We start from the raw sequence: 21,068 nt of genomic DNA on the forward strand, positions 1-21,068 counted from the left end.
CCGATCGGGGCCCTAACGGGCGTTGTCCCGCGCCCCGAGATCCTCGCGAACCTGCTGCGAGGTGGCCCCCCACGACACCGCCGCCGGGAAGTCCCCCCACACGCTGTTGAAGATCCCGACGAGCTGTCCCGGGCCGCCACCGGGCGCCAGATACACCGGCCCGCCGGAGTCGCCGTTGTGGCTCTGCACGCCGTTGGACATGGTGAACCAGCCGTTGTTCACGCTCTGCACCGTCCCGCAGGTCTCCCCGGTGATCACGCCGTAGTGACAGATCGGCTGCCCGGGCGCCAGCGCCAGTCCGGGGTCGGAGACCAGCGGACGCCCGCTCGGCAGGATGTTGTTCGCCGTGACGTCGTTGTCCAGCACGATCGCCTCGTAATCGTTGATCACCTGGCTCGTGGACACCGTCGTCCCGCTGGGGGTGTTGTCCCGGAAGGCCGCCAGGCGGCCGATGACGGTGCCGCCCCGATCCGTGACCACTCCGCCCCCGCCGCGGCAGTGCCCCGCGGTGAACGCGACCTTCAGGGCCGGGTCGACGTATCCCAACGTGCAGACGCGGTTGTCCTGGCGTATCTCCATGCCCGGATACACCAGGACATCGGCCTTTGCCGGCGCGGCCGGCAGCAAGGAGGCGAGCGCGGCGACAGTAACCGACGCGGCGAAGGCGCGCGTTGCCAGGCGATGCACCATGAACTCCGATCCATCGGGCGGACACCGACGGGAGGTCGAGGTTACGGCGTAACCGTCCTCCACGTTCAGCTTTTCGCGCCGCGCAGCGCCGATGTTACAGAGAGGTCACGAGCGCGGCGGCCGCATCGGTCTGGCCGGCCGTGCGCGGGGCCCAGCCGGGCGGACCGAACACGTAGCCCAGCCGGTCCCGCAGCCGGGTCGCGGTTCGCCAGTCGCGGGCGATCGCGACGTATTCGCGCGTCTGCAGCTTCCAGATGTTGAAGGTGTCCACCTGTTTCGTGAGGCCGTAGTGGGGGCGGAACAGCTCGGGCTGGAAGGTGCCGAAGAGCCGGTCCCAGATGATGAAGATGCCGCCGTAGTTCTTGTCGAGGTACACCTTGTCCATTCCGTGGTGCACCCGGTGGTGCGACGGCGTGTTGAAGACGAACTCGAACGGCCGCGGCAGCTTGTCGATGCGCTCGGTGTGGATCCAGAACTGGTAGATCAAGTTCACGGAGAAGCTGAAGAACACCATCCACGGCGGGATTCCCAACAGCGGCAACGGGATCCACATCAAGATCTCGCCGCTGTTGTTCCACTTCTGGCGCAGCGCGGTGGCGAAGTTGTAGTACTCGCTGGAGTGGTGGGCCTGATGGGTCGCCCAGATCAACCGCACCCGGTGGGCGATCCGGTGGTAGGCGTAATACAGCAGGTCGACCCCGAGAATCGCGATCACCCACGTGTACCAGCGGGCCACCGACAGGTGCCACGGCGCCACGTAGGCATAGATCGCGGCGTAGCCGAGCAGGGCCAGGGTCTTCCAGCCGGCGGTGGTGGCCACCGAAACCAGCCCCATCGAGATGCTGGTCAGCGAGTCGCGGGTGCGGTGCGCCCCCGACGGGGGCCGCGCGGCGTCGGCCGCGAGGTGTTCCAGCTTGCGGGCCGCGGTCCATTCGAGGGTCAGCAGCAGCAAGAAGAACGGGATGGCGAGCAGCACCGGGTCCCGCATCTGCGGGGGCAAGGCGGACAGGAAGCCGGAGAGGGCGCTCACACAGGTAAGACTACGACGGCCGCCGCGCCGCTCAGCGACGATCGTCGGTCTGCACGTCGTCGCCGGCGTACCACTGGACCGCGCGAACGCCCGGCAGCAGGGATAGCTCGGCCACCAGCCGCTCCAGCCGGGCGGGGGCGTCGCCGTCCATCAGCAGGTGGGCGGTCAAGGTGATCTCGTCGTCGGCCGGATGCCCGGTGTGGATCCCGCGAAGCGTGATGTCGTTGCCGCCGGCGTGCTGAACGATCTGGGCGCGCGCGTATTTCTCGTGCTTGGGGCGGCAGACCACCTGCACCAGATAGGGCAGCAGGCTTTCGTCTTCGTCGGCACTGTTGTCGCGGTCGATCAACCGGCCGAGCGGGCGCCCCAGCACGTGAATGCCGATGACCGTGCCGGTGCCGATCAACGCGAAGACCAGGTGCCCGGAAGCGGCCAGCACGCCGATGGCCGCCGAACACCACAGGGTGGCGGCGGTGTTGAGGCCGCGAACGTTGACGCCCTCCCGCAGGATCACGCCACCGCCGAGGAAGCCGATGCCCGACACCACATAGGACGCGACCCGGGTCGGGCTGGAATCCGACGTGGCCGCGGCGTACAGGACGAACAGGGTTGCGCCGCCGGCAACCAGCGCGTTGGTGCGCAGGCCGGCCCGACGGGCCCGCCACTGCCGTTCCAGGCCGATGAGGGCGCCGCAACCCACGCCGACGCCGAGGCGGAGCGCGAAATCGACGGCGCTCAGCGTTTCCACGACACGCTCCTTCCCGGTGGCTCGACGGCGAAGGGAGCTAACCAAATCCGGATTAACCGCAAGTGGAGCCCAACCGAACCGCCGACGTCGGGAGGTATCCCCCGCGGGCGGCGAGTCTCAGGCTAACCGGCTTTGGGCGTGATGTGGTGGGGGCAGTAGGCGCTCGAGGCGAGGGCCGCGAACTTGGCGGCGGCGTCCATCGTCATCCCGGGGTTTTGATCCTTGATGTCGCTGACGACCTGCAAACCGGTTTCGCCCCGGCCCATCAACCCGCACACGGCCTTGGCGGAGGTGATGACTTGGCTGGAGCTGCTATAGGTGATGCCGGAATTGTCGAGGTTGGCCAAAAACGCGGCATCGTCACCCTCCGGCTCGGCGTGCGCGGGCGCCGCGAAACCGATCACGCCGACGGCGCCGAGCAGCGCAGCGAAACGTTTCATGCCGATCCCGCCTTTCCGAGCCGGGCGTCGGGCAGCGTCACCTTCGGCTTGTCTCCGCTGGACACGTGCACCGCGTGGATGCCCGGCTTTTTCGACAATTGGTCGAGCAGATCGTCGAGTCCGGCCTTGTCGACGTTCCAGTGCTGCACGGCTTCCGGTTGTTTTTGCAGCTTGGCGATGACGTCATCGAGTTTGACGGGCTCGGCGGCCTTCGTCGCTCCCCCGGCGCGGGCCCGCACGCCCCCGCCGCTCACGACCTGCGGCGTGACGGCGCCAAGGGCGCCTCCGGTCAGGCTGCCCAGCGCCATCTGACCGAGCAGGCTGCCCGGGATTCCGGCCGCGGGCGCCGCGGCGATGCCGGCGCTCGGCGCCAGGCCGCTGGCCAGCCGGATCGCCGGGGTGGCCGACGCCCAGGCCGGTGGCACCGACAGCTTGCCCACCACGTTCGCCTCGCCCATGCCCGCCGATACCGCGCTGGTCAGGCCCGCGCCGGCCGACCGCATCCCGAGCCCGGCCCCCAGCGCGGACTTCGGGATGTCCAGGCCCTCGACCGGCAGGTTGTAGAACATCTTGAACTCGGTCATGGCGAGGTTGATCGGGCTCATGCTGTCGTTGGCGACGGTGCTGAACCGGCCGATGTCGGCGAGGATCCCGAAGGTGTTCTGCCACGTCGTCCCGGCCAACGGCGACCCGGTCAGGGTGTTGAGCACCTGGTCCCAGAACTCCATGTAACCGCGGGACGCGTTGCCGATGGCCTCGAGCAGGTCACTGAAGATGCCCGACGGCGGGGCCGCCGCGTCCGTGGCCGCGGCGGTGCCGCTTGCCACGCCGGTGGCCTCGCCCAGCGCGGCCGCCTGCGCGGCGATCCCGGTTTCGTTGGTGGTCTGGGGCGGCTCGGTGAACGGTGCCAGTCGCGTGGCGGCCGCCGACGCGCCGGCGTAGGCGTACATCGCGGCGGCGTCCTGGGCCCACATTTCCGCGTATTCGGCCTCGGTGGCGGCGATCGCGGCGGTGTTCTGCCCGAAGGCGTTGGTTGCCAACAGCGTTGCCAGCCGGACGCGGTTGGCCGCGATCTCGGTCGGCGGTACCACCGCCGCGAAGGCGCTCTCGTAGGCGCCCGCGGCCGCCGTGGCCTGCACGGCCGCCGTCTTCGCCTGCGCCGAGGTCTCCGACATCCATGCCACGTAGGGCGCGGCCGCGGCGGCCATCGCGACCGCCGATGGGCCGGCCCACGCCTCGTTGGCCAGGCCCTCGACGATCGCACCGTAGGACGACGCCGTGGACTGCAGCTCGGCGGCCAACGCGTCCCAGGCGGCGGCGGCCGTCAGCATCGGTCCCGCCCCTGGGCCGGTGTACATCTGGCCTGAGGTGATTTCGGGTGGCTGCACTGCGAAATTCATCGGCGTGACCTTCCCGCGCCACCCGGGCCGCTGGCCGCCGGCGAACCGGGAGTGCTGGCAAACATGCCGTGAATCGCCGACGTTCGCGGCGGTGAGGTCACCGAAGACATCGGTCGTCCCCCGCGGTCCGCTGGATCAATGCCATTGGTGTCATGTCAAGGCCCATCAATCCGCCGGCACCACGATGATCGTGGCGGTGGTCGCGACGCCGTCGGCGGCCGCCGCGGCGACGCCGGTCGTGCCGTTGCTGACGGTGCGCACGCCCGCGCCCGCCAGCGCGCGTCCGGCCACGCTCGCCATGGCCATCTCGCCGAACATCGCCCCCTGCGACGTTGCGGTCATCGCCGGGACGGCTCCTAAACTCGCGCCCGGCAGTACCGACGCGACCGTCTTCATGACGGGGGCGGCGGTGGCCCAGCCCTGCGGAACCGACAGGGATCCGACCAGGGTCGCGCGGCCCATCGACCCGGCCACGCCCCCGATCTCCGGTGTCACCGCGGAGACGTAACCGCCCCGCAGCGGCGCAAGCGGCGACAGCCCCCCGGCGATGGCCTTTCCGCCGCCCAGCAGTTCGGCGACACCCGGCGCGTTTTGGGACAGACCCAGGGCCTGCAGCGACAGCAGCCACCATCCGCCGGGCACGATGATCGCGCCAATGGGGCTGTACGCGCCGGTGACGGCCGCGAAGAAGGGCCGCAGGGCGGCCGTGATGGGGTAAATGGCTTCGATGATCGATGCCGCCGGCGTCGCCGCCGCGGCCGACGGGGTCGCCGCCAGTCCTTGCAGCATCGTCGGCGTCACGTTGATCAAGGCCGACAGCTCGGACGGGATGTCCGAGGCGGCACTTTGCGCGATCGCCGCGGATTGTCGTGCCACCGCGGACGAATCGGTGGTCCGCGGCGGCTCGGTGAAGGGCGTCAGCCGCGTGGCCACCGCCGACGAGGCGGCGTAGGCATACATCGCCACGGCATCCTGGGCCCACATCTCGGCGTACTCCGCTTCGGCCGCCGCGATGGCCGCGGTGTTCTGGCCGAGGATGTTCGTGGCGATCAGCGTCATCACGAGACTGCGGTTGGCGGCGATCACCGGTGGGGGCACCGTCGCCGCGAACGCGGTCTCGTAGGCCGCTGCGGCGAGCCTGGCCTGGGTCGCCACCTGCTCTGCCTGGGCGGCCGTCGCCGTGGCCCACGCCACGTAGCGCGCGGCCGCGGCGCTCATCGACGCCGCCGCCGGTCCCAGCCACGACCCGACGGTCATGCCGGCGATCGTCGAGCTGTAGGCCGCCGCGTAGGAATACAGTTCGGCTCCCAGCGCATCCCATGCCGCGGCGGCGGCCAGCAGGGGCCCCGATCCGGCACCCACGTACATCCGTCCTGAATTGACCTCTGGTGGCAGCGCCCCGAAGTCCACCCGTTGCCTCCCGTCCTCCTCTGGCGCCAGGGTAGGAGCGAATATGCGGCCTTCCCGCAAACAAGCCACGGCTCAAATGGAATTCATGAGATTCGCCGGGGCGGCATATGTGTATTCCATGTGTTGCACCGGCGCCGCTCCCACGCGTCCTTCGACTGAGAAATTCTCAGGATCGGCGTTCGGCGCCGGAGCCCGCTCCACCGGTCGCGGATGCCCGCGGTGAATGTTCGCTAGGCGCAAGGGATTTCGGTGCGGCAGAACCGCACGGCCGCCGTGGGCTACGGAGCTATCTTTTGTTAAGCTGCTGCGGGCAATAGAATTTCGCCGCGATCGCCAAGAACGACGTCGCGTGGTCGTCGGTGAGTCCGGGGTTTTGGCTCTTCAATTCGTCCACCATTTGGGGACCCAACTCGCCGTTTGCCATCGACACGCATACGGCTTTGGCGAACTTTACCGCCCCATCCGGGGTCGAGTACGTGATGCCGGCGCCGCGCAGCGACGCAAGAAAAGCGGCCTCGTCGCCCCCGGTCGTCCCCGGGTCGCTGTGCGCGAGCGGGGTCGGACCGAGGACGACCGAAACGCCGACGCCCAGCGCCGCCAGCAGTCTCATGACTCGCGATTCTCCCATGCGGCGACGAGGCATTCGGCCGCCCCGGCGGACGGCCGACGCGTCAGGCCTTGGAGAGTTGGTTGGGGCAGTAGAACTTCGCCGAGAGCACAGCGAAATTGGACGCCATCTCCATGTCCATCCCGGGGTTGCGGGTCTTGACGTCGTGGACGACCTCCAAACCGGGTTCGCCGTTGTCCAGACACGAGCACACGGCCCGTCCGGCGGCGACGGCCGAGCCCGGCGTGTCGAAGCTGAACCCGGCTTGCCGCAGCGCCGCGATGAAGCCTCCGTCGTCAGCACCCGGTTCCGGCCCGGGATCGGCGTGAGCCGGTGCGGCAAGGCCAATCGTCGCGAAGGCACTCAGGAGCGCCAGTAGTCGTGTCATCACTCATCACCTTCCGTCATCACGCGCGGTCGCGGCGTGAACACCGATTGCCTTGTCCCCTAACCCAACTGGGCGTCCGTCGGTAGGACCTTGGACTTGTCCCCCTTCTTCAGATGCACCGCGTGGATGCCGGGCTTCTTGGCCAGCTGCTCGAGCAGCGCGTCGAGGTTTTCCTGATCGACGTTGTGGTGCTGCACGCTTTCGGGCTTCTCCGAGATCTGTGCGACAAGGCGTTTCAGCTGTTCGGGCGATTGCTTGTCCTTGAGGTCCTTGATCGCGGCCATCCGGTTGCGCACCCCGCCGCGGACCACGGTGGGCGCCCCGGAGCCCAGCCCGCTGCCCAGCATCCCGGCCAGGCCCATCGAACTGAACAGGCTTCCCTCGCCCAGTGCCGCCGCCGGTACGGCCTCGGTCCCGGCGGCCGACAGGGCGGCGGCGACGGTCCTGACCGACGGCGTGGCCGTGGCCCAGCTGGGCGGGATCGAGAGCTTGCCCACCAGGGTGCCGGCATTGCCCATGCCGGCGATGGGGTTGATCGCGCTGTACAGCGTGCCCCGACCGAAGCCCAACGCGCCGAGCCCCGCGCCGAGCGCGTCCTTGGGCAACGCACCGTACGCGATGGGAGGGGCGAATTTGAGCCACTGCGACAACGGAAAGTTGACCAACAGGCCGACGTCGTTGAACTGGGTGGTCAGGCCCAGCGGCACCTTCACGGCGTTGTACATCGCGGTGTAGAAGCTCGCCCCGCCCGGGACGGTGTTGAAGAGATTGGTCATGAACGTCTGGTAGAGGTACGCCAGGTTCGCCGCGCCGGAGAAGGGCCCGCTGTAGGGCAGCGTGGTGGTCGCCGCCGTCGCCGCGGCATTCGCCACGTTGGCGGCGGGGGTGCTGGCGGCCGACGTCACCGCGGCCGCTTGCATCGGTTCGGCCGCCGCGTTGGTGGTCTGGGGCGCCGGGCCGAACTCCGTCAATTTGTTGGAAGCGGTCGCCGAGGAGGCGAAATAGGTGTCCATCGCCGTGGCGTCCTGCGCCCAGAACTCGCCGTATTGGGCCTCGTTCACCGCGATCGCGGACGTGTTCTGCCCGAAGAGGTTCGTCGCCACCAATTGCGCCAGCAGCGCCCGGTTTTCGGCGATCACCGCCGGCGGCACATGGGCGGCGAAGGCCGTCTCGTAGGCGGCCGCCGCCTCGGTGGCCTGGGTCGCGGATTGTGCGGCGGCGGCGGCGGTTTGCTGCATCCAGGCCACGTACGGGGCCGCCGCGGACGCCATGGCCAACGATGACGGACCCGCCCAGGGCCCGGCGGTCAGGCTCGAGATCGTCGCCGCATAGGACGTCGCGGTGGACTGCAATTCGGTGGCCAGGCTCTGCCAGGCCGTCGCCGCTGCCACCAGCGATCCGGCGCCCGGACCGCTGTACATCCGGCCCGAATTGAACTCCGGCGGAAAGGCTCCGTAAAACAACCCTGCTACCCCCTGCCTCGACATTCGAGCGAAAGCGACTGGCGGCCATGCGGTTTGGTCATCGCGGTCATTCCTCGATGCAGGGGATCACGATGATGGTGGCTGCGGCCGGATCGGCTTCCGCGGCAACACCGCCCAGCGCTCCCATCGCCGTCGCGGCGCCGCCGACCGGACGGGTTGCGGCGGCCGCCACGGCGCGTCCGGCCAAGCTCGACAGGGCCATCTGGCTGAACACGCCCTCCTCGCCGGCCAACGCGGCCGGCGCCGCCGCCAAGTTCGTCGGCAACCCCTGGGCGAGCGTCCGTATCGCCGGGGCGGCTTCCGTCCAGCCCTGCGGGACCGACATGCCGCCGACCAGAGCGGCTTTGCCCATCGACCCCGAGACCTGCCCCGCCCCGATCGCGGAGCTGAGCATGGGCTTGACGGCGTTGGCGCCACTGGTGAGCGGGGCCAACGCGCCCGAGATGGCTTTCGGGCCAGCCAGATAGGCGGCCGCACCCTGCCCGTTCTGTCCCCAGGCGTACGCCTGGCCGAACGACAGGAACGGGCCGCCGGGGATGGTGGTCCACGACTGCGGCGAGTACACCCCGGTCACCACCGACCAGAACTCGTTCCAGTTGGTGATGAAACTGGGCGTCGTCAGTTCGGCGGACGACGTTCCCGACGAGCCGGCGTTCGCCACGGATTGCGCCGCAGGCTGCAGCGTGCCGCTCAGCTGCGACAGCTGGGTGACGGTGTCGGAGCCGGACTGCCCGCCACTCTGGGCGACCGCGGCGGCTTGGGCGGGCCCGGCCGAATCGTTGGTGGTGCGCGGGGGCGGTGCGAACGGGGTCAGCGCCGACGCGCTCGCCGAGGATGCCGCATAGCCGTACATGGCGGCGGCGTCCTGCGCCCACATCTCCATGTAGTGGGCCTCGGTGGCGGCGATCGCCGGGGTGTTCTGGCCCAGGATGTTGGTGGCGACCAGCGTGGCGAGCAGGGCGCGGTTGGCCGCGATCACCGGCGGCGGCACGGTGGCCGCGAACGCCGCCTCGTAGGCGCCGGCGGCGAGCTTGGCCCGCGCGCCGGCCTCCTCGGCCTGCGCCCCGGTGGCGTGCATCCAGGCGACGTACGGGGCGGCAGCGGCCGCCATCGCCAACGACGAGGGGCCCGTCCAGGGGCCCGTCGCGAGCGTCTCGATGGTCGAGCTGTACGACGCCCCCGTCGTCTGCAATTCCGCGGCCAGCTCGTCCCAGGCCGCGGCGGCGGCCAGCAGCGGGCCCGATCCCGCGCCGACATACATTCGGCCCGAGTTGTATTCCGGCGGGTACGCGCCGAAGTCCAGCATTCAGGACCTCCTCGAGTCTCGGCCACGCCGAGCGCGGCATCGCGGGCTCGACAAATTCGCGCCTGGAAGGGAATTCACGAAACAAGCCTTCGAATGCGGGCGCACATTCCGTGGGTTGGAAGACAGCAAGCCCTACTCTCCTAGCTGCAAACCGGCGCCATAAAAGGCGGACGAATGAGTAGTCAAGCCACGCTGCTATCGCAATGAAGATATTGCACCGTTGGTATTCAGGCGGCGTTCCCGCCAGGTAAAGCCGTGTAAAACATCGATGTCGCGGCCTTCGGGACCGGTGTGAGAACGGCGCATGAGATCCTTTCGATTAGTGGCGCAAATCACCCGGTATGCGCCCGTCGGGCAGGTTGGGCGTGCTGACGTATTGCTTCGATGGTGTCCGCATTGAGACGCGACGCGACCGCCGAAAAACTTTCTTTATCGACGATGAGTTTTCGCTTTCGGAATCGCCAAAGGCGCGATTCCGCGCCATTTTCGCGAAATGCGATTAAGCCCCAGTTCGAGCCGACGGCGTCGTCATCGCCGAACTGGCGGGTGTGGTCACGCTGTGTCGTACGGTCTGTTCATACCACTAGACGCGGCCAGCCTGCCGTGCCGCTGGTGGGCCACTGACAATTTCCTGTGGGACGAATTCCCGTAGGGCGCAGCGGCTTTCGGGTGTGACACAGACCTCTCGACGCACCGCGGCGCTGCGGTCGGCACCGCGAATTTTTCCATGTGCCGTTGTAAAGATCCGGGCGGTAACGGTTTTCGGCCAAAGCCAAGGGCGCTCGTGCCGGAGACCTACCCGGCGGCGGGCGGGCGCACCACGAAGTTCGGCCGGAATCCGTACTGCGGGACGGCGCGTCCGAGTCCGTGGTTGCCCATGGGGCTGAACGGCATGCCGGGCATGCCGGCCGCCATCGCCGGGGGCGGGGCCACCATCGGGGTGCCGCCCAGCGCCGACGGCAACGGGCTGGCGACCGGAGCGGGCGGGGCCCAGCTCGGCGGCACCGACAGCGGGCCGACCAGGGACGCGCGGCCCAGTCCCGCCGAGACCGACGCGCCGGCATTGCCTACGCCCGCCAACCCCGACAGTGACTGGGCGCTTGTTCCGATGCCGGTCGCCACCGGCGCGCCGCTCGCCAGGTCGTTGAGGGCGCCGGTGCTGGCGCCGATCAGCGTCGAACTCGTCACGGTCTGCACCACCTGCGCCGGGTCGAGCGCGCCGGTCGACGTGATCGTGTTCCAGAAATTGCTGTTCGGGTCCAGGATCGACGACAGGCCCGACGTCGATCCGGTCGACGATTCCGTCGGCGACGACAGGGTCTGCAGCGCGTTGGGCACGGCGGTGTTCAGCTGCGACACGGTCGCCTGCTGGTTTCCCGCGGAGGTGCCGGTCGCCTGGGCGACCGCGGCGGCCTGGCGGGCTTGGCCGTCCTGGCTGGTGGTTTGCGTGGGATCGGTGAACATGGGCAGGCGGGTGGCGGCGGCCGAGGAGCCGGCGTAGCCGTACATGGTTGCCGCGTCCTGGGCCCACATCTCGCCGTACTGCGCCTCGGTGGCCGCGATGGCGGGCGTGTTCTGGCCCAGCACGTTGGTGGCGATCAGCGTCGCCAGCTGCGCGCGGTTGGCCGCGATCGCCGGCGGTGGCACGGTGGCCGCGAACGCGGCCTCGTAGGCCGCGGCGGCGGCCTCGGCCTGGGTCGCGGCCTGCTCGGCTTGGGTGGCGGTCGTGCTCATCCACGCCACGTACGGCGTCGCGGCCGCGACCATCGCCGCCGATGCCGGGCCGTGCCATTCCTCGCTGGTCAGCGAAGAGAGCGCCGACCCGTACGACAGTGCGGCCGAACGCAATTCCGCGGCCAACCCGTTCCACGCCGACGCGGCAACCAGCATCGGGCCCGACCCAGGCCCGGCATACATACGCGCGGAGTTGATTTCGGGTGGGAGCGTTGCGAAGTCCACGAACATTTCGGGCCCTCCCCTAGCCGGTCGCGATCGTGTCGGCCAGCGCCCGCGCCCTCGAGGTGCGGCGCGTGGCGTCGACGCTGAATTGGGTTGGGGCCAGCGCTGATAACTCAGTCACCGCGTGGCAACGCGACATGGGAAACGACATCGGAGTTCTCCTCACAGCAGAGACCGAACTCAGCCGTGGTTCGCCCGAATCAGGCTAATTCCGCGCACACTCGCGCACGCACGCGTAATGCGTTGGCGTGCGCGAGAATATGTGGAAGGAGCCGATTCAGGCTACGAAACGTGGCCGGGGTCGGATCGCAACGAAATGGTCATCGATCTGGGATACGGACTATCACCGGGACTCATTCCGCTCTCACCTCCTCGCGGCCAGGGCATACGGGGATGCCATACGTTGCACGCGGGGATAGGCGCCCAACGCGAGAATCGTTGGGCGCGCACCCCTCTCGTCAGAGCTTCGGCACCACACGGCGTATCCGGTCACCAGAGCCGGAAGCCACTTGGGCTCAACCCTTAATCCGGGAGGAGCTGTCCTGACCCTGGGCGTCTCTCGACGTTCGAGGTCAGTGGCCTATGTCCGTGCAGACGCCTCACCTAGCGAGGTGCTTGCACAGGCCATGATGGCACTCGGGCTACGCCGAGTCAAATTGACGTGCAACACAACCGCGTACCAGCGCGTAGCCGCCTGGCCGGTTAGTTCGCCTTCTCGGCGACCGCCGCGTTCAGGCCCTCGGCGAGATCCTCGCGGGTCAGCTCCTTGAACCGCAGCAGTTGGCGCTCGCTGAATTCGGTCACGTCGCTGGCCAGGACCGCATCCAGGTCCTCGTCGTCCAGGCGGAAACTGCGGTGATCGCGGGCCTTTTCCACCACGTTGCGCACGAAACCGGCATTGCCCAGCGTGTCGATGCCGCGGATGAGATCGCCGTCTTCCGAATATGTTTCGTCGAGATAGAACTTGGTGTAGGACGGCAGGAGGGCCTGCGCCGATTCATCGGTGATGACGTCTTCGTTTTCCTGGCCCATCAACCGGGTCAGCGCGACCAGTTCGTCCGGGGTGTAGCTGAAGAACTCGATCACCGTCGAAAAGCGCCGCCGCAGACCCTGATTCACTTCGAGCATCTTGTCCATGGCCTTGGCGTAGCCGGCCCCGAAGACGACCAGCTCGTCGCGGTGGTTCTCCATGTACAGCAGCAAAGTGTTGATGATCGCGTTGCCGTAGGGGTCGCCCTGCTGGTAGCCCTTTTCGTGCAGGGTGTGCATCTCGTCGAAGAACACCGCGCCGCCCAGGGCGCCCTCGAGCATCTCCTCGGTGTTCTTCTCCGCGTCGGCCATGTACCGACCCAGCAGCTTGGTGCGGCTGGTCTCGACCACCACCGGTTTGCGCAGCACCGTCAACCCACACAGCTGCTTGCTGAAAGCCCTTGCCACCGAGGTCTTTCCGGTTCCTGGCGGACCGAGCAGCAAGGTGTGGCGCGAGGTCACCGGCACCGGCAGGCCCATCTTGGCGCGCGCCAGGTTCACCTTCGTCGTCGACTTGATCAGCTTGATCTCCCGCTTGGCCCGCTCCATGCCCAGCATGGCGTTGAGCTCGGCATCGCCCTCGGCCAGGTACTTCGCGGCCTCCTCGGCGTGACGGGCGGCCTCCGCCTCAGCGCGGGTGGGCGCGCTGTCGGGGTCCCACGGGTCGGTGCGGGCCTCGATCGTCTCGGGGTCGGTCAGGATCAGGCGATAGTTCGGGTTGTCCAGCGCTTCGCGCGCGGGGGTGAACTTGGGATCACGCGAATAGACGCGCCGCAGCAGCTCGACGGCCTCGTCCTCGCGGCCCAGGTGGCGCAGGCACATGCCCTGCGTGTACAGCGTGATGTTGGCCGCGCCCGGTACCCGGTCGCCTTCGATGGCGTCCTGGCCGCGGCGCAACGCCTCTTCGAACACGCCGAGCGAGGCCAGGGCGGTGGTGGCCATCGCCGCCCCCGCGGCCTTCAGCTCGGGCTGACGCCACCCCTTGCCCTCGGAGAATTGGTTGAGCACGTCCGGCCACCGCCCGGTGCGGAAGTACAGCACGCCGCGCACGTAGCTGACCAGCTCCTCGTCGAAGGCCTGGCGGGGTTCGACGCCGTCGAGCAGCTTCGCCGCTTCCGCATAGTGTTTGGCCTCGGCAAGCACTGCCGCGTAAGCGCACGCCAGCGACTCCACGCTGGTCACCGCCAGCCGCAGGAACAGCCCGTCGGAGACCTCCGGGCGGAACTGCAACTCGGTGACCCCGAGGCGGCGGGTCTCCCACCCGAACGTCCGGATCGACGACCAGGCACCGGCGAGCACGTCGAGGCTCTGCTCCCCCGCCAGCATCCGCGCCAGCCAGGCGTCGCACATCGACGGGTCCAGGTTGGTCGCCGTGGTGAACATCTGCGACGCGACCTGTGGGTTGTGGCTGGGTTGCAGCCCGTTGACCGACACGCCCGACGCCAACAGGCCGGCGACCATCGCGTTACGGGCGCCTTCGGCGGTTGATTGGGGCCTCGTCATTGCGCTACAGGTACGCCCGCCGAGCTCCCTCGCAGCTGGTCGACGGACAGCGAGAGCTCATCGTCGTCGGCGCGCAACGGACGGCTCGGCACGGATAGCAGCGGGCGGGCCGTCGGGGCGGGCAGGCTGGCCCGCACCGCGGCCAGCTGACGACCGGTGAGGCGGTTCAGCCCCGACGACACGTTTCGGCGCAGCCGCTTCTCGGTGTGATAACGCACCCACGCCGACACCTGCGGACGGCCGCCGCGAGACGTGAGCCGGATGGTCAGCACGGTGGCGAAAGTGTCGTCCTCCCAAAGCTCCTCGAGCTTGTCGGTGGTGATGTCCGACGGCGTCAGCCACAGGCTCGTCACGAACCCGTTGAAGTGCTTGAGGCGGCGCCATCCCGGACGGCTCCACGTCGGCTCCAGGTCGGCGAGCACCGCGCGGTCGACTTCGGCGAGTTCCTCGGCGGTCAACGGCCTTGCCGCACAGGTCAGGCCGTCGAGATCTTGGGCGAGCCGTTCGGTGGCCGCCACCAGGGTCGACGCCAGCGAATCGCGGGCCGCCACGGCGGCCACGTTGCGCTGCGGGTTCATCCGCAGCACCAGCCAGGTCCTGCGCACGTAGGAGGTGGGCTTATCGTTCGCCACCTCCCATTCCTCGGGGCCCCAGTCGTCGAGCTTGGACAACTCGGCGGCATTCCCGCCGCGGCGCACCTTCACCGACACGATGTCGATGTCGTCGAGGTGGATGTCGAACTGGCGCAGCCCCGAGGCGACGGCCTGCACCAGCAAGGTGGGCCGGGACGACCGGTGGCGGTGGCGCGACGCCGGGTCGTCCTCGCCGCCGTTGACGGCGATCACCGTGACGAGCTGGCCCTGGTACTCGCGCACGCCGACCTTGTCGCGGCCGAATCTGCGTTGGTGATCGATGGCCGGGGTGCAGCCGGCGGCCAGCGCGGAGCCCGGGTCGGCGGACCAATCCCACAGCCAGGTCGCAATCCCCGACGTCACCGTCAGGCCGTGGTAGGTGACCAGCGACAGCAGCGCGACCAGCACGGCCAGACCCACCCCCACCCAGAACGCGATGCGGTAGGTGCCCTGCCAGGACTCCGGGCAGTGGCTGGCCACCGCCATGATCACGACGTCGACCAGGAACACCGTGGTCAGCCGCGACCACGACAAAGACAACCCGAACCTGCGCTGTGCCTTCATGAGTGCTGCTGCTCCGCCCCTATTGCTGTTTCCGTGATCGCTTCATCAGCATCGCCGTGCCGAACACCCCGCCGCCGATGAGCAGCGCCACGAACAATCCTCCGGCGGCAACCCATACTGGCACCATATCCCGCGGCGGGGCGGGTTTCGGAACGGTCAGCGGCGCCGACAGCTGCTGCGGCGGCTTCACCGGACCGTCGGGCACGTCCCAGGTCAGCGCCGCGACCGGGTCGACGACCCCGTGCCCGACCTGGTTGTCCACCCCGCGCGCGGGCGCGCGGGCGGTGCGCGTCAGCCGGTTGATGACCTGATACGCCGACAGCTGCGGGAATTTGGCGCGCACCAGCGCCGCCACCCCCGACACGATCGCCGCGGAGAAGCTGGTGCCGGACGGAACCAGCAGCGTGTTGTCCGGTCCGTCGATCGCGTTGATGAGCCCGTCGTCCCGCGGCGACAGCCCGACGACGTCCGTCCCGGGCGCGGCGATGCCCACCCACGGCCCGGCCACGCTCGTCGACGCCTGGCCCTGATTGCCCTGGCTCAGCGGGCGCCCTTCTTCGTCGACGGCGCCGACGGTCAGGACGTAGTCGCTGAACCAGGACGGCGTCACGACGGTGGTGACGGCATTCCAGTTGCGAGGATCGTTGGGCTGCAACGGATCATGAGGCGGGTTCTGCTTGCAGTCCTTTTTGCTGGTGTCGCCGGCCGCGGCCACGATGACGACGTTCTTGTCGACCGCCGCGTAGCGGACCGCGGCGCCCAGCGAGCGCTGGTCGATGACGTTGCGCGCGCTCATGCATGTCACGTCGGAGATGTTGATGACCGACGCACCCATGTTGGCGGCGTGCACGATCGCCCGCGCCATCGTCTGGACGTTGTCGATCTTCGCCGACGTCTGCGGATCCTCATCGCCGGTGTAGGCGTCCTTGAGGCCGAAGGCCTGGCTGGACTGCCGGATCGCGATGATGTCGACGTCCGGCGCGATCCCGCTGAATGCGTCCGGTCCGCCCTTGGTGGGTACGGGTGGCGGCGGTGCCGGCGGCGGCGGGTCGAGCGGGCGCGGATTGTCGACCGTGACCACGTGCCCGCCACCGGAGTAGCCGGGGATGGTCACCGTGCCGGTTCCGTGGTTGCCCGCCGGGGCCTGCCCGCCTTGCGACGGCCCGGGGGGCGGTCCGCCGGGCTGCGGCGGCGCCGGTGGCGGCGGGGGCGCCCCGAAGGGGCCTGGAGCAGGCTGCTCCTGGGGCGGCGGGGGCACCATCGTCACGGTCTGGGGCAGCGGCGACAGGGTCACCGTCTGCGGCGGCGGCGCTTTCGGCGGCGGCTCCGTGGTCGGAATGGTGACCGGCTTGCGCGGTGCCGCCGGCGGTACCCCGGCGCCGTTGGCCGGCGCCGCGCCGATCATCGACGCCACGAGGGTGCCGTGCGCGTCGCAGTCGGACAGCCCGTCGCCGGACATGATGTAGTCGCCACCCGGGATCAGGTGCGGAAACCGCGGATGCGGCGTGACGCCGGTGTCGATGACGGCCACCTTCTGGCCGGCGCCGCGACCGAACTGCCACGCCTCTTGCAGGTTCAGCATGTCCATGTATTTGGGCTGCAGCCGAAAGTCGGTCCCGGGCAGCACGCCCACCTCGGTGCAGTACGAGTTCTGCTTCATGGGCGCGCCCGGCCCGGGTGGGCCGTCCGGCGGCACCGCCGCCGCGTCGATCGTCGGAGGCGAAATCGCATAGGCGGGCGGCAGATTCGCCAACGCGCCCGAGGCGAGCAGGGCGGCGGCGACGGTCGCGGCGGTCGCGCGGCCACGCCACACTTTGCGGTCAGCGATAGCGGATTGCTGCATAGACATTCATCAACCACAATGCCAGCGGGAAAATCGGCATCAGGCAGAGGTATTCAATCCATTCCACGAATTTGCGGAATAGCGGGCTGTAGACCGTGTTCGGCACCACGGCCGCGGACGTCAGCCCCGCCGCCGGCACCAGAACCAGAATCGCCGCGCAGATCGAGACCGCAAGCGAAGACTGCAACACGAGCGCGTACCGCACCACGACGGCACCGACGATCAGCACGCCGGTTCCGGCCAGGGTGATCGCCTGCCAGCGGTCGACGTACGAGCGGCCGCGCAGCAACAGGAATCCCGCGCTGAAGCCCGCCAGCAGGACCGGCAGCCAGCGCTGCCCGGTGTGCGGGTCCGACAGGGCGGTCAGCGAGACGACCATCAGCACGCCGAGCCCGATCAGCAAACCCGACAGGAAGGAGCGGGCGCGTTCGGCCTGCGTCAGGACGTCGCGGACCGAGGCGGGTCCCTCCAGAACGGGGGGGCCTCCGTCGTTGCGCACCACGGTGGTGGGCAGGTCGGGCCGGGCCTCGAACACCCATCGGCTGGTGGCCGACGGGAAGACGGGCAGGCGGATGCCGGCCAGCCGTCGTGAGATCGCCGGTGCGCTCTGGTAGATCAGAACCGACACCAGCACGACGCAGGTCAGCAGCGTCACGGCGCTGGTCATGGCCACCATCCGCGCCAACGCGGCCACCGCCGCGATCGAGCTGACGGTGACGATCGCGGTGTAGATCGACAGCCGACGCCCGGTGAAACGCAGCGCGAGGATCGCGGCGATGGTGAGCACGCCGAAGCCCAACACCGCGTGGGGCGACCCCACACCGCCGGGCGGCGCGGCCGCCGCTGCCACCGACACCGGCGCGAGGCTGCTCAACAGCATGGTGTCGGCGACGCGCCGCTCCTGCAGGGTGGTGGCCCGCATCAACAGCAACAGCGAAACGCCCAGCATCAGCGCGCCGATCACGCCCGCGTAGACGGTCGGCAGCCACGAGTTGTGGTGCCAGCGCCACCAGCCCAGCAGACCGGTCGCGGCCGTCACCCCGATGGCCACCATCGACGCACCGACCTGCACGGCAACCACCGGGTCGATGGCGGCGAAGCGCTTGCTGAGGTTCGCCGCGACCGCGGTGGAGATGTGCTCGATGACCTGCGAGCGGTGCTCGGTGTCCGGGATGAACCGGATCCACAACCGGTCGCCGTCGTAGACGTCCTGCTCGCTCAGCGATTGGGTCGCCCGCAGCGGCGAGCCGTCCACCAGGCACAATGCCCACCGGCCGCGGCCGGTGGCCTCCAGCGGGGCCTCGCCGAGCTCGCGGAGCCGACTGTTGACGACCTTCAGCAACGGGTCGGTCATCACCGAGACGGGGGCGTTCGCGTCCAGCAGGACGCCGATCTGGACGCCCGTGCCGGCCATCACGCCGACGACGACCGCCTGGGGCTGTGAGATGCCCTCTACATCAGGCTGTGGTACTTCAACGACCGCAGTCATCGCCTTGCACTCCCTACCGTGATGAATGTGTGAGACCGTGCCGCCGTTCGCGTGCCGGCCGGCGCCGGTGTTCTCGCCGAGGTGCTGCGATCCCCCGCGCAGCGCATTCCTACTAATTGGAATTCCATCTGCCTCGCCTTGCGATTAAGAGTTGTGGTTGACACCGGTTTTCAGTTTGCTGATGCCTTGACAGAAGTATGCCGTGTTCGCAGCTCAACCGCATGTTGAGTGCGACCACATTGATGAAATCTGTGTTTCGCGCGAAGGTCACACCCTGCTGTGAGTTTTCCACTCGCCGTAGGGAAGGGTGTCGAGCACGGTTTTGACGCCGACCTGCACCAGCTGCGGGGTTGCCGGGCAGATGGCGAGCCACGCCTCCCCCGAACCCGCGGTCCGGGCTTGCTGGTAGAGCGCGATGCGGCCGCCGGAGCCGTCTTTCAGCGACAGCACGGACGCGCTGGGCCCCTTGGCGTCGTCCTGGTACTGGCGGGCGTACACCGCGACCTCGGCGGCGGGGTCCGACAACGCCTGGCCCAGCGCGGCGACGGTGGCGGCGCTGATGCCCATCCGGCGCAAATCTCCGCCGGAGAACACGTTGAAACCCGACTCCTGCCAGGACTTCGTCGCTTCCAGCATCTCCTCCAGCGGCACGTTGACCGCGTTGATCGCGGCGGGCTCGGCGTGGTGGATGGACTCCAGCGCGTCGATCACCAGCGACGCGATCGAGGCGCTGTCCGCGACGGCGACGTCGTCGACGGTGATCTCGCCGCCGACCCGAACCGCCGACACCCAGTGCTGGCCGCGACGCGCCAGGACCACCCGAAACTCGTTGTCGGGGATGTCGCGCGAGCCCGGGGGCTGGTTCTCGTCGTCGAGGACGCCGTAAGCCAGCTTGCCCCGCGACAGCAGCGCGACGACCTCGAGGTCGGGCGCGGCGAGCACCTTCATCCGGGCGGCCACGTGCTCGTTGACCTCGTCGTTCTCGACGATGCCCTGCTCGCGCATCACCGCCATTCCGGGATGCTCGTTGAGCCAGTCGTTCGAGTCGGTGGAAACGTAGGGCCGGCACCGCAACTCCGGGGCGACGTGGCGAATGTCCAGCAGCGCCTGGAGCATCCAGAAGCCGTCGACGTTGACGGTGATGTCGGTGCGGGTGCTCTGTTGGTCCATCAAATCCTCAACTGGTCCCTGGGTAGGTCAAGCTCACACTGCACGGTAACCGCAGGACGCGGCAGCACACCGACGGGTGGTGTGCTGCCGCGCCTGTGGTCGAGGCGTCAGGCCCAGCTGGACCCGACGGCGCTGTCGGTGCTGGCCATGTTGTTGCCCGCGGACTGAACCTTCTGCCCGTGGGAGTTGGCCTGCTCGTAGATCACCTGGAAGTTGCGACCCAACTGGGTGATGAACTCCTGGCACGCGACCGAACCGGCACCGCCCCAAAAGTCGCCGGCAGCAAGCACATCGCGAATGATGGCCTGGTGCTCGGCCTCCAAGGACGCGGCCTGGGCGCGGATCAGGGCGCCGTGGGCGTCTACGTCGCCGAACTGGTAGTTAATGCTCATTACATGGCTCCTTAAAAGTGTTGGGCAGCAGCAGTTCTGGGCTAGCTGCTGAGGATCTGCTGCGAGGCCTGCTCTTGCTGCTCGTAGTTGTTCGCGTCGCGGATCAGCCCGTCGCGCACCCCGTGGAGCATGTTGACGATGTTGCGGAAGGCCTGGTTGACCTGGCCCATGGTGTCATACGACGTCGCCTGCGCCTGGCCGCTCCAGCCCGCGCCCGCGATGTTCATCGACGACGCCCACATCTTGCGAGCCTCGTCCTCGACGGTCTGGGCGTGGACCTCGAAACGGCCCGCCATCGCCCGCATCTCGTGCGGGTCGGTCATGAAACGTGTTGCCATGTCGGCTGTCTCCTTATTTAGGTAATGAATGGGTGATGTGCTTTAAGACGGTGGCCGGATCGTTTACGGATTACGCAACCGCCGTGCCGAACAGATAGAAATAACCCCCCCTTTCCGTCAGCCGGCGGCCACCGGGCGTTGTCACGGTGAGACGGACGTCAGACCCGAACCGCGGCGTTTGAGTTGACGGAGTGCGTGTTGCTGTGGGGGATGCTGCGCGGGACCGTTCCTGCGGCCCCGCGCTCGGCCCCCGATGGGCGGCTACGTTGGAACCCACGTCGGTGACAATCTGCCCCAAGCCCGAACCGCCGATACGAATCAGCCGGCGGCGGCCGCGTTGGCTGCCTCGGTCGCAGCGTACGAACCGGAGCTGGTGGACAGGGTGTTGACGAACGCCTCGTGAATGGCCTGGGCCTGGGCGCTCACCGCCTGGTACATCTGCGCGTGCGCGGCGAACTGAGCCGCGGTCAGGGCCGACACCTCGTCGGCAGCGGCGGGTACCACCCCCGTCGTTGGGGCTGCAGCGGCTGCGTTCTGGGCGCTCAAGGTCGACCCGATAGCCTGCAGATTCCCGGCCGCCGCGGCCAAAGCCTCCGGCTGTGTGGTCACGAACGACATATTTGTTTCCCTCCTAGTTCATTCCCCG

The 21,068-nt window shown here is 68.7% G+C and carries 19 protein-coding genes and 1 riboswitch; all 19 genes read right to left on the bottom strand.

Features of this window, described 5'->3' with window-relative positions; translation table 11 throughout:
* Window positions 1-12: 12 nt before the first annotated feature.
* The gene (locus OCQ_RS12690) at window positions 13-690 is read right to left on the bottom strand and encodes an Rv1815 family serine proteinase (protein ID WP_014384764.1); all 678 of its coding nucleotides are present in this window, start codon (window positions 688-690) and stop codon (window positions 13-15) included.
* A gap of 94 nt (window positions 691-784) precedes the next feature.
* On the bottom strand, window positions 785-1,720 hold the full coding sequence (locus OCQ_RS12695; protein ID WP_014384765.1) for a sterol desaturase family protein: 936 nt from the start codon (window positions 1,718-1,720) through the stop codon (window positions 785-787).
* Window positions 1,721-1,751: 31 nt separating this feature from the next.
* Complete coding sequence (locus OCQ_RS12700; protein ID WP_009957627.1) at window positions 1,752-2,468, bottom strand: MgtC/SapB family protein; 717 nt, start codon at window positions 2,466-2,468, stop codon at window positions 1,752-1,754.
* Window positions 2,469-2,590: 122 nt separating this feature from the next.
* Window positions 2,591-2,908 carry a DUF732 domain-containing protein gene (locus OCQ_RS12705; protein WP_009957628.1) on the bottom strand — a complete coding sequence of 106 codons (318 nt, stop codon included), beginning with the start codon at window positions 2,906-2,908 and terminating at the stop codon, window positions 2,591-2,593.
* Window positions 2,905-4,308, bottom strand: a complete 1,404-nt coding sequence (locus OCQ_RS12710; protein ID WP_014384766.1) for a PPE family protein — start codon at window positions 4,306-4,308, stop codon at window positions 2,905-2,907. Before OCQ_RS12710 ends, OCQ_RS12705 begins: the two co-directional genes overlap by 4 nt.
* A gap of 165 nt (window positions 4,309-4,473) precedes the next feature.
* The gene (locus tag OCQ_RS12715) at window positions 4,474-5,718 is read right to left on the bottom strand and encodes a PPE family protein (protein ID WP_041784978.1); all 1,245 of its coding nucleotides are present in this window, start codon (window positions 5,716-5,718) and stop codon (window positions 4,474-4,476) included.
* Window positions 5,719-6,004: 286 nt separating this feature from the next.
* Window positions 6,005-6,328 carry a DUF732 domain-containing protein gene (locus tag OCQ_RS12720; protein WP_014384768.1) on the bottom strand — a complete coding sequence of 108 codons (324 nt, stop codon included), beginning with the start codon at window positions 6,326-6,328 and terminating at the stop codon, window positions 6,005-6,007.
* Between the two features lie 61 nt (window positions 6,329-6,389).
* Entirely contained in the window at window positions 6,390-6,716 is a 327-nt protein-coding gene (locus tag OCQ_RS12725; protein ID WP_014384769.1) for a DUF732 domain-containing protein, read from the bottom strand.
* Between the two features lie 56 nt (window positions 6,717-6,772).
* Window positions 6,773-8,176, bottom strand: a complete 1,404-nt coding sequence (locus OCQ_RS12730) for a PPE family protein (RefSeq protein WP_014380189.1) — start codon at window positions 8,174-8,176, stop codon at window positions 6,773-6,775.
* 67 nt (window positions 8,177-8,243) lie between these two features.
* Complete coding sequence (locus OCQ_RS12735) at window positions 8,244-9,500, bottom strand: PPE family protein (protein WP_407937427.1); 1,257 nt, start codon at window positions 9,498-9,500, stop codon at window positions 8,244-8,246.
* 798 nt (window positions 9,501-10,298) lie between these two features.
* Window positions 10,299-11,468 (bottom strand): PPE family protein, encoded by a 1,170-nt coding sequence (locus tag OCQ_RS12740; RefSeq protein ID WP_014384772.1) that lies wholly within the window; start codon window positions 11,466-11,468, stop codon window positions 10,299-10,301.
* Window positions 11,469-11,905: 437 nt separating this feature from the next.
* A riboswitch (M-box (ykoK) riboswitch) is annotated at window positions 11,906-12,080 on the bottom strand.
* Between the two features lie 84 nt (window positions 12,081-12,164).
* Window positions 12,165-13,994, bottom strand: coding sequence for a type VII secretion system ESX-5 AAA family ATPase EccA5 (eccA5, locus tag OCQ_RS12745; protein ID WP_041784980.1), 1,830 nt, complete (start codon window positions 13,992-13,994; stop codon window positions 12,165-12,167).
* Window positions 13,991-15,190 (bottom strand): type VII secretion protein EccE, encoded by a 1,200-nt coding sequence (gene eccE, locus OCQ_RS12750; RefSeq protein ID WP_014384775.1) that lies wholly within the window; start codon window positions 15,188-15,190, stop codon window positions 13,991-13,993. Before eccE ends, eccA5 begins: the two co-directional genes overlap by 4 nt.
* 19 nt (window positions 15,191-15,209) lie before the next feature.
* The gene (locus OCQ_RS12755) at window positions 15,210-17,033 is read right to left on the bottom strand and encodes a type VII secretion-associated serine protease mycosin (RefSeq protein WP_014384776.1); all 1,824 of its coding nucleotides are present in this window, start codon (window positions 17,031-17,033) and stop codon (window positions 15,210-15,212) included.
* Entirely contained in the window at window positions 17,011-18,522 is a 1,512-nt protein-coding gene (gene eccD / locus OCQ_RS12760; protein WP_008257040.1) for a type VII secretion integral membrane protein EccD, read from the bottom strand. The genes OCQ_RS12755 and eccD overlap by 23 nt, the downstream gene beginning before the upstream one ends.
* 267 nt (window positions 18,523-18,789) lie before the next feature.
* On the bottom strand, window positions 18,790-19,692 hold the full coding sequence (locus OCQ_RS12765) for an ESX secretion-associated protein EspG (protein WP_008257042.1): 903 nt from the start codon (window positions 19,690-19,692) through the stop codon (window positions 18,790-18,792).
* Between the two features lie 107 nt (window positions 19,693-19,799).
* Complete coding sequence (locus OCQ_RS12770) at window positions 19,800-20,084, bottom strand: WXG100 family type VII secretion target (protein WP_008254256.1); 285 nt, start codon at window positions 20,082-20,084, stop codon at window positions 19,800-19,802.
* 41 nt (window positions 20,085-20,125) lie between these two features.
* Entirely contained in the window at window positions 20,126-20,422 is a 297-nt protein-coding gene (locus tag OCQ_RS12775; protein WP_003874404.1) for a WXG100 family type VII secretion target, read from the bottom strand.
* Window positions 20,423-20,740: 318 nt separating this feature from the next.
* Window positions 20,741-21,040, bottom strand: coding sequence for a PE family protein (locus OCQ_RS12780; protein ID WP_008257045.1), 300 nt, complete (start codon window positions 21,038-21,040; stop codon window positions 20,741-20,743).
* Window positions 21,041-21,068: the final 28 nt, after the last annotated feature.

Origin of the sequence: Mycobacterium paraintracellulare, assembly GCF_000276825.1 — a bacterium.
Classification (GTDB): Bacteria; Actinomycetota; Actinomycetes; order Mycobacteriales; family Mycobacteriaceae; genus Mycobacterium; species Mycobacterium intracellulare.

Bases quoted from the DNA above. Each gene is read 5' to 3' on its own strand.
- OCQ_RS12690 (WP_014384764.1), bottom strand. From the start codon at position 690: ATGGTGCATCGCCTGGCAACGCGCGCCTTCGCCGCGTCGGTTACTGTC.
- OCQ_RS12705 (WP_009957628.1), bottom strand. From the start codon at position 2,908: ATGAAACGTTTCGCTGCGCTGCTCGGCGCCGTCGGCGTGATCGGTTTC.
- OCQ_RS12710 (WP_014384766.1), bottom strand. From the start codon at position 4,308: ATGAATTTCGCAGTGCAGCCACCCGAAATCACCTCAGGCCAGATGTAC.
- OCQ_RS12720 (WP_014384768.1), bottom strand. From the start codon at position 6,328: ATGAGACTGCTGGCGGCGCTGGGCGTCGGCGTTTCGGTCGTCCTCGGT.
- OCQ_RS12740 (WP_014384772.1), bottom strand. From the start codon at position 11,468: ATGTTCGTGGACTTCGCAACGCTCCCACCCGAAATCAACTCCGCGCGT.
- eccA5 (WP_041784980.1), bottom strand. From the start codon at position 13,994: ATGACGAGGCCCCAATCAACCGCCGAAGGCGCCCGTAACGCGATGGTC.
- eccE (WP_014384775.1), bottom strand. From the start codon at position 15,190: ATGAAGGCACAGCGCAGGTTCGGGTTGTCTTTGTCGTGGTCGCGGCTG.
- OCQ_RS12755 (WP_014384776.1), bottom strand. From the start codon at position 17,033: ATGCAGCAATCCGCTATCGCTGACCGCAAAGTGTGGCGTGGCCGCGCG.
- eccD (WP_008257040.1), bottom strand. From the start codon at position 18,522: ATGACTGCGGTCGTTGAAGTACCACAGCCTGATGTAGAGGGCATCTCA.
- OCQ_RS12765 (WP_008257042.1), bottom strand. From the start codon at position 19,692: ATGGACCAACAGAGCACCCGCACCGACATCACCGTCAACGTCGACGGC.
- OCQ_RS12770 (WP_008254256.1), bottom strand. From the start codon at position 20,084: ATGAGCATTAACTACCAGTTCGGCGACGTAGACGCCCACGGCGCCCTG.
- OCQ_RS12775 (WP_003874404.1), bottom strand. From the start codon at position 20,422: ATGGCAACACGTTTCATGACCGACCCGCACGAGATGCGGGCGATGGCG.
- OCQ_RS12780 (WP_008257045.1), bottom strand. From the start codon at position 21,040: ATGTCGTTCGTGACCACACAGCCGGAGGCTTTGGCCGCGGCGGCCGGG.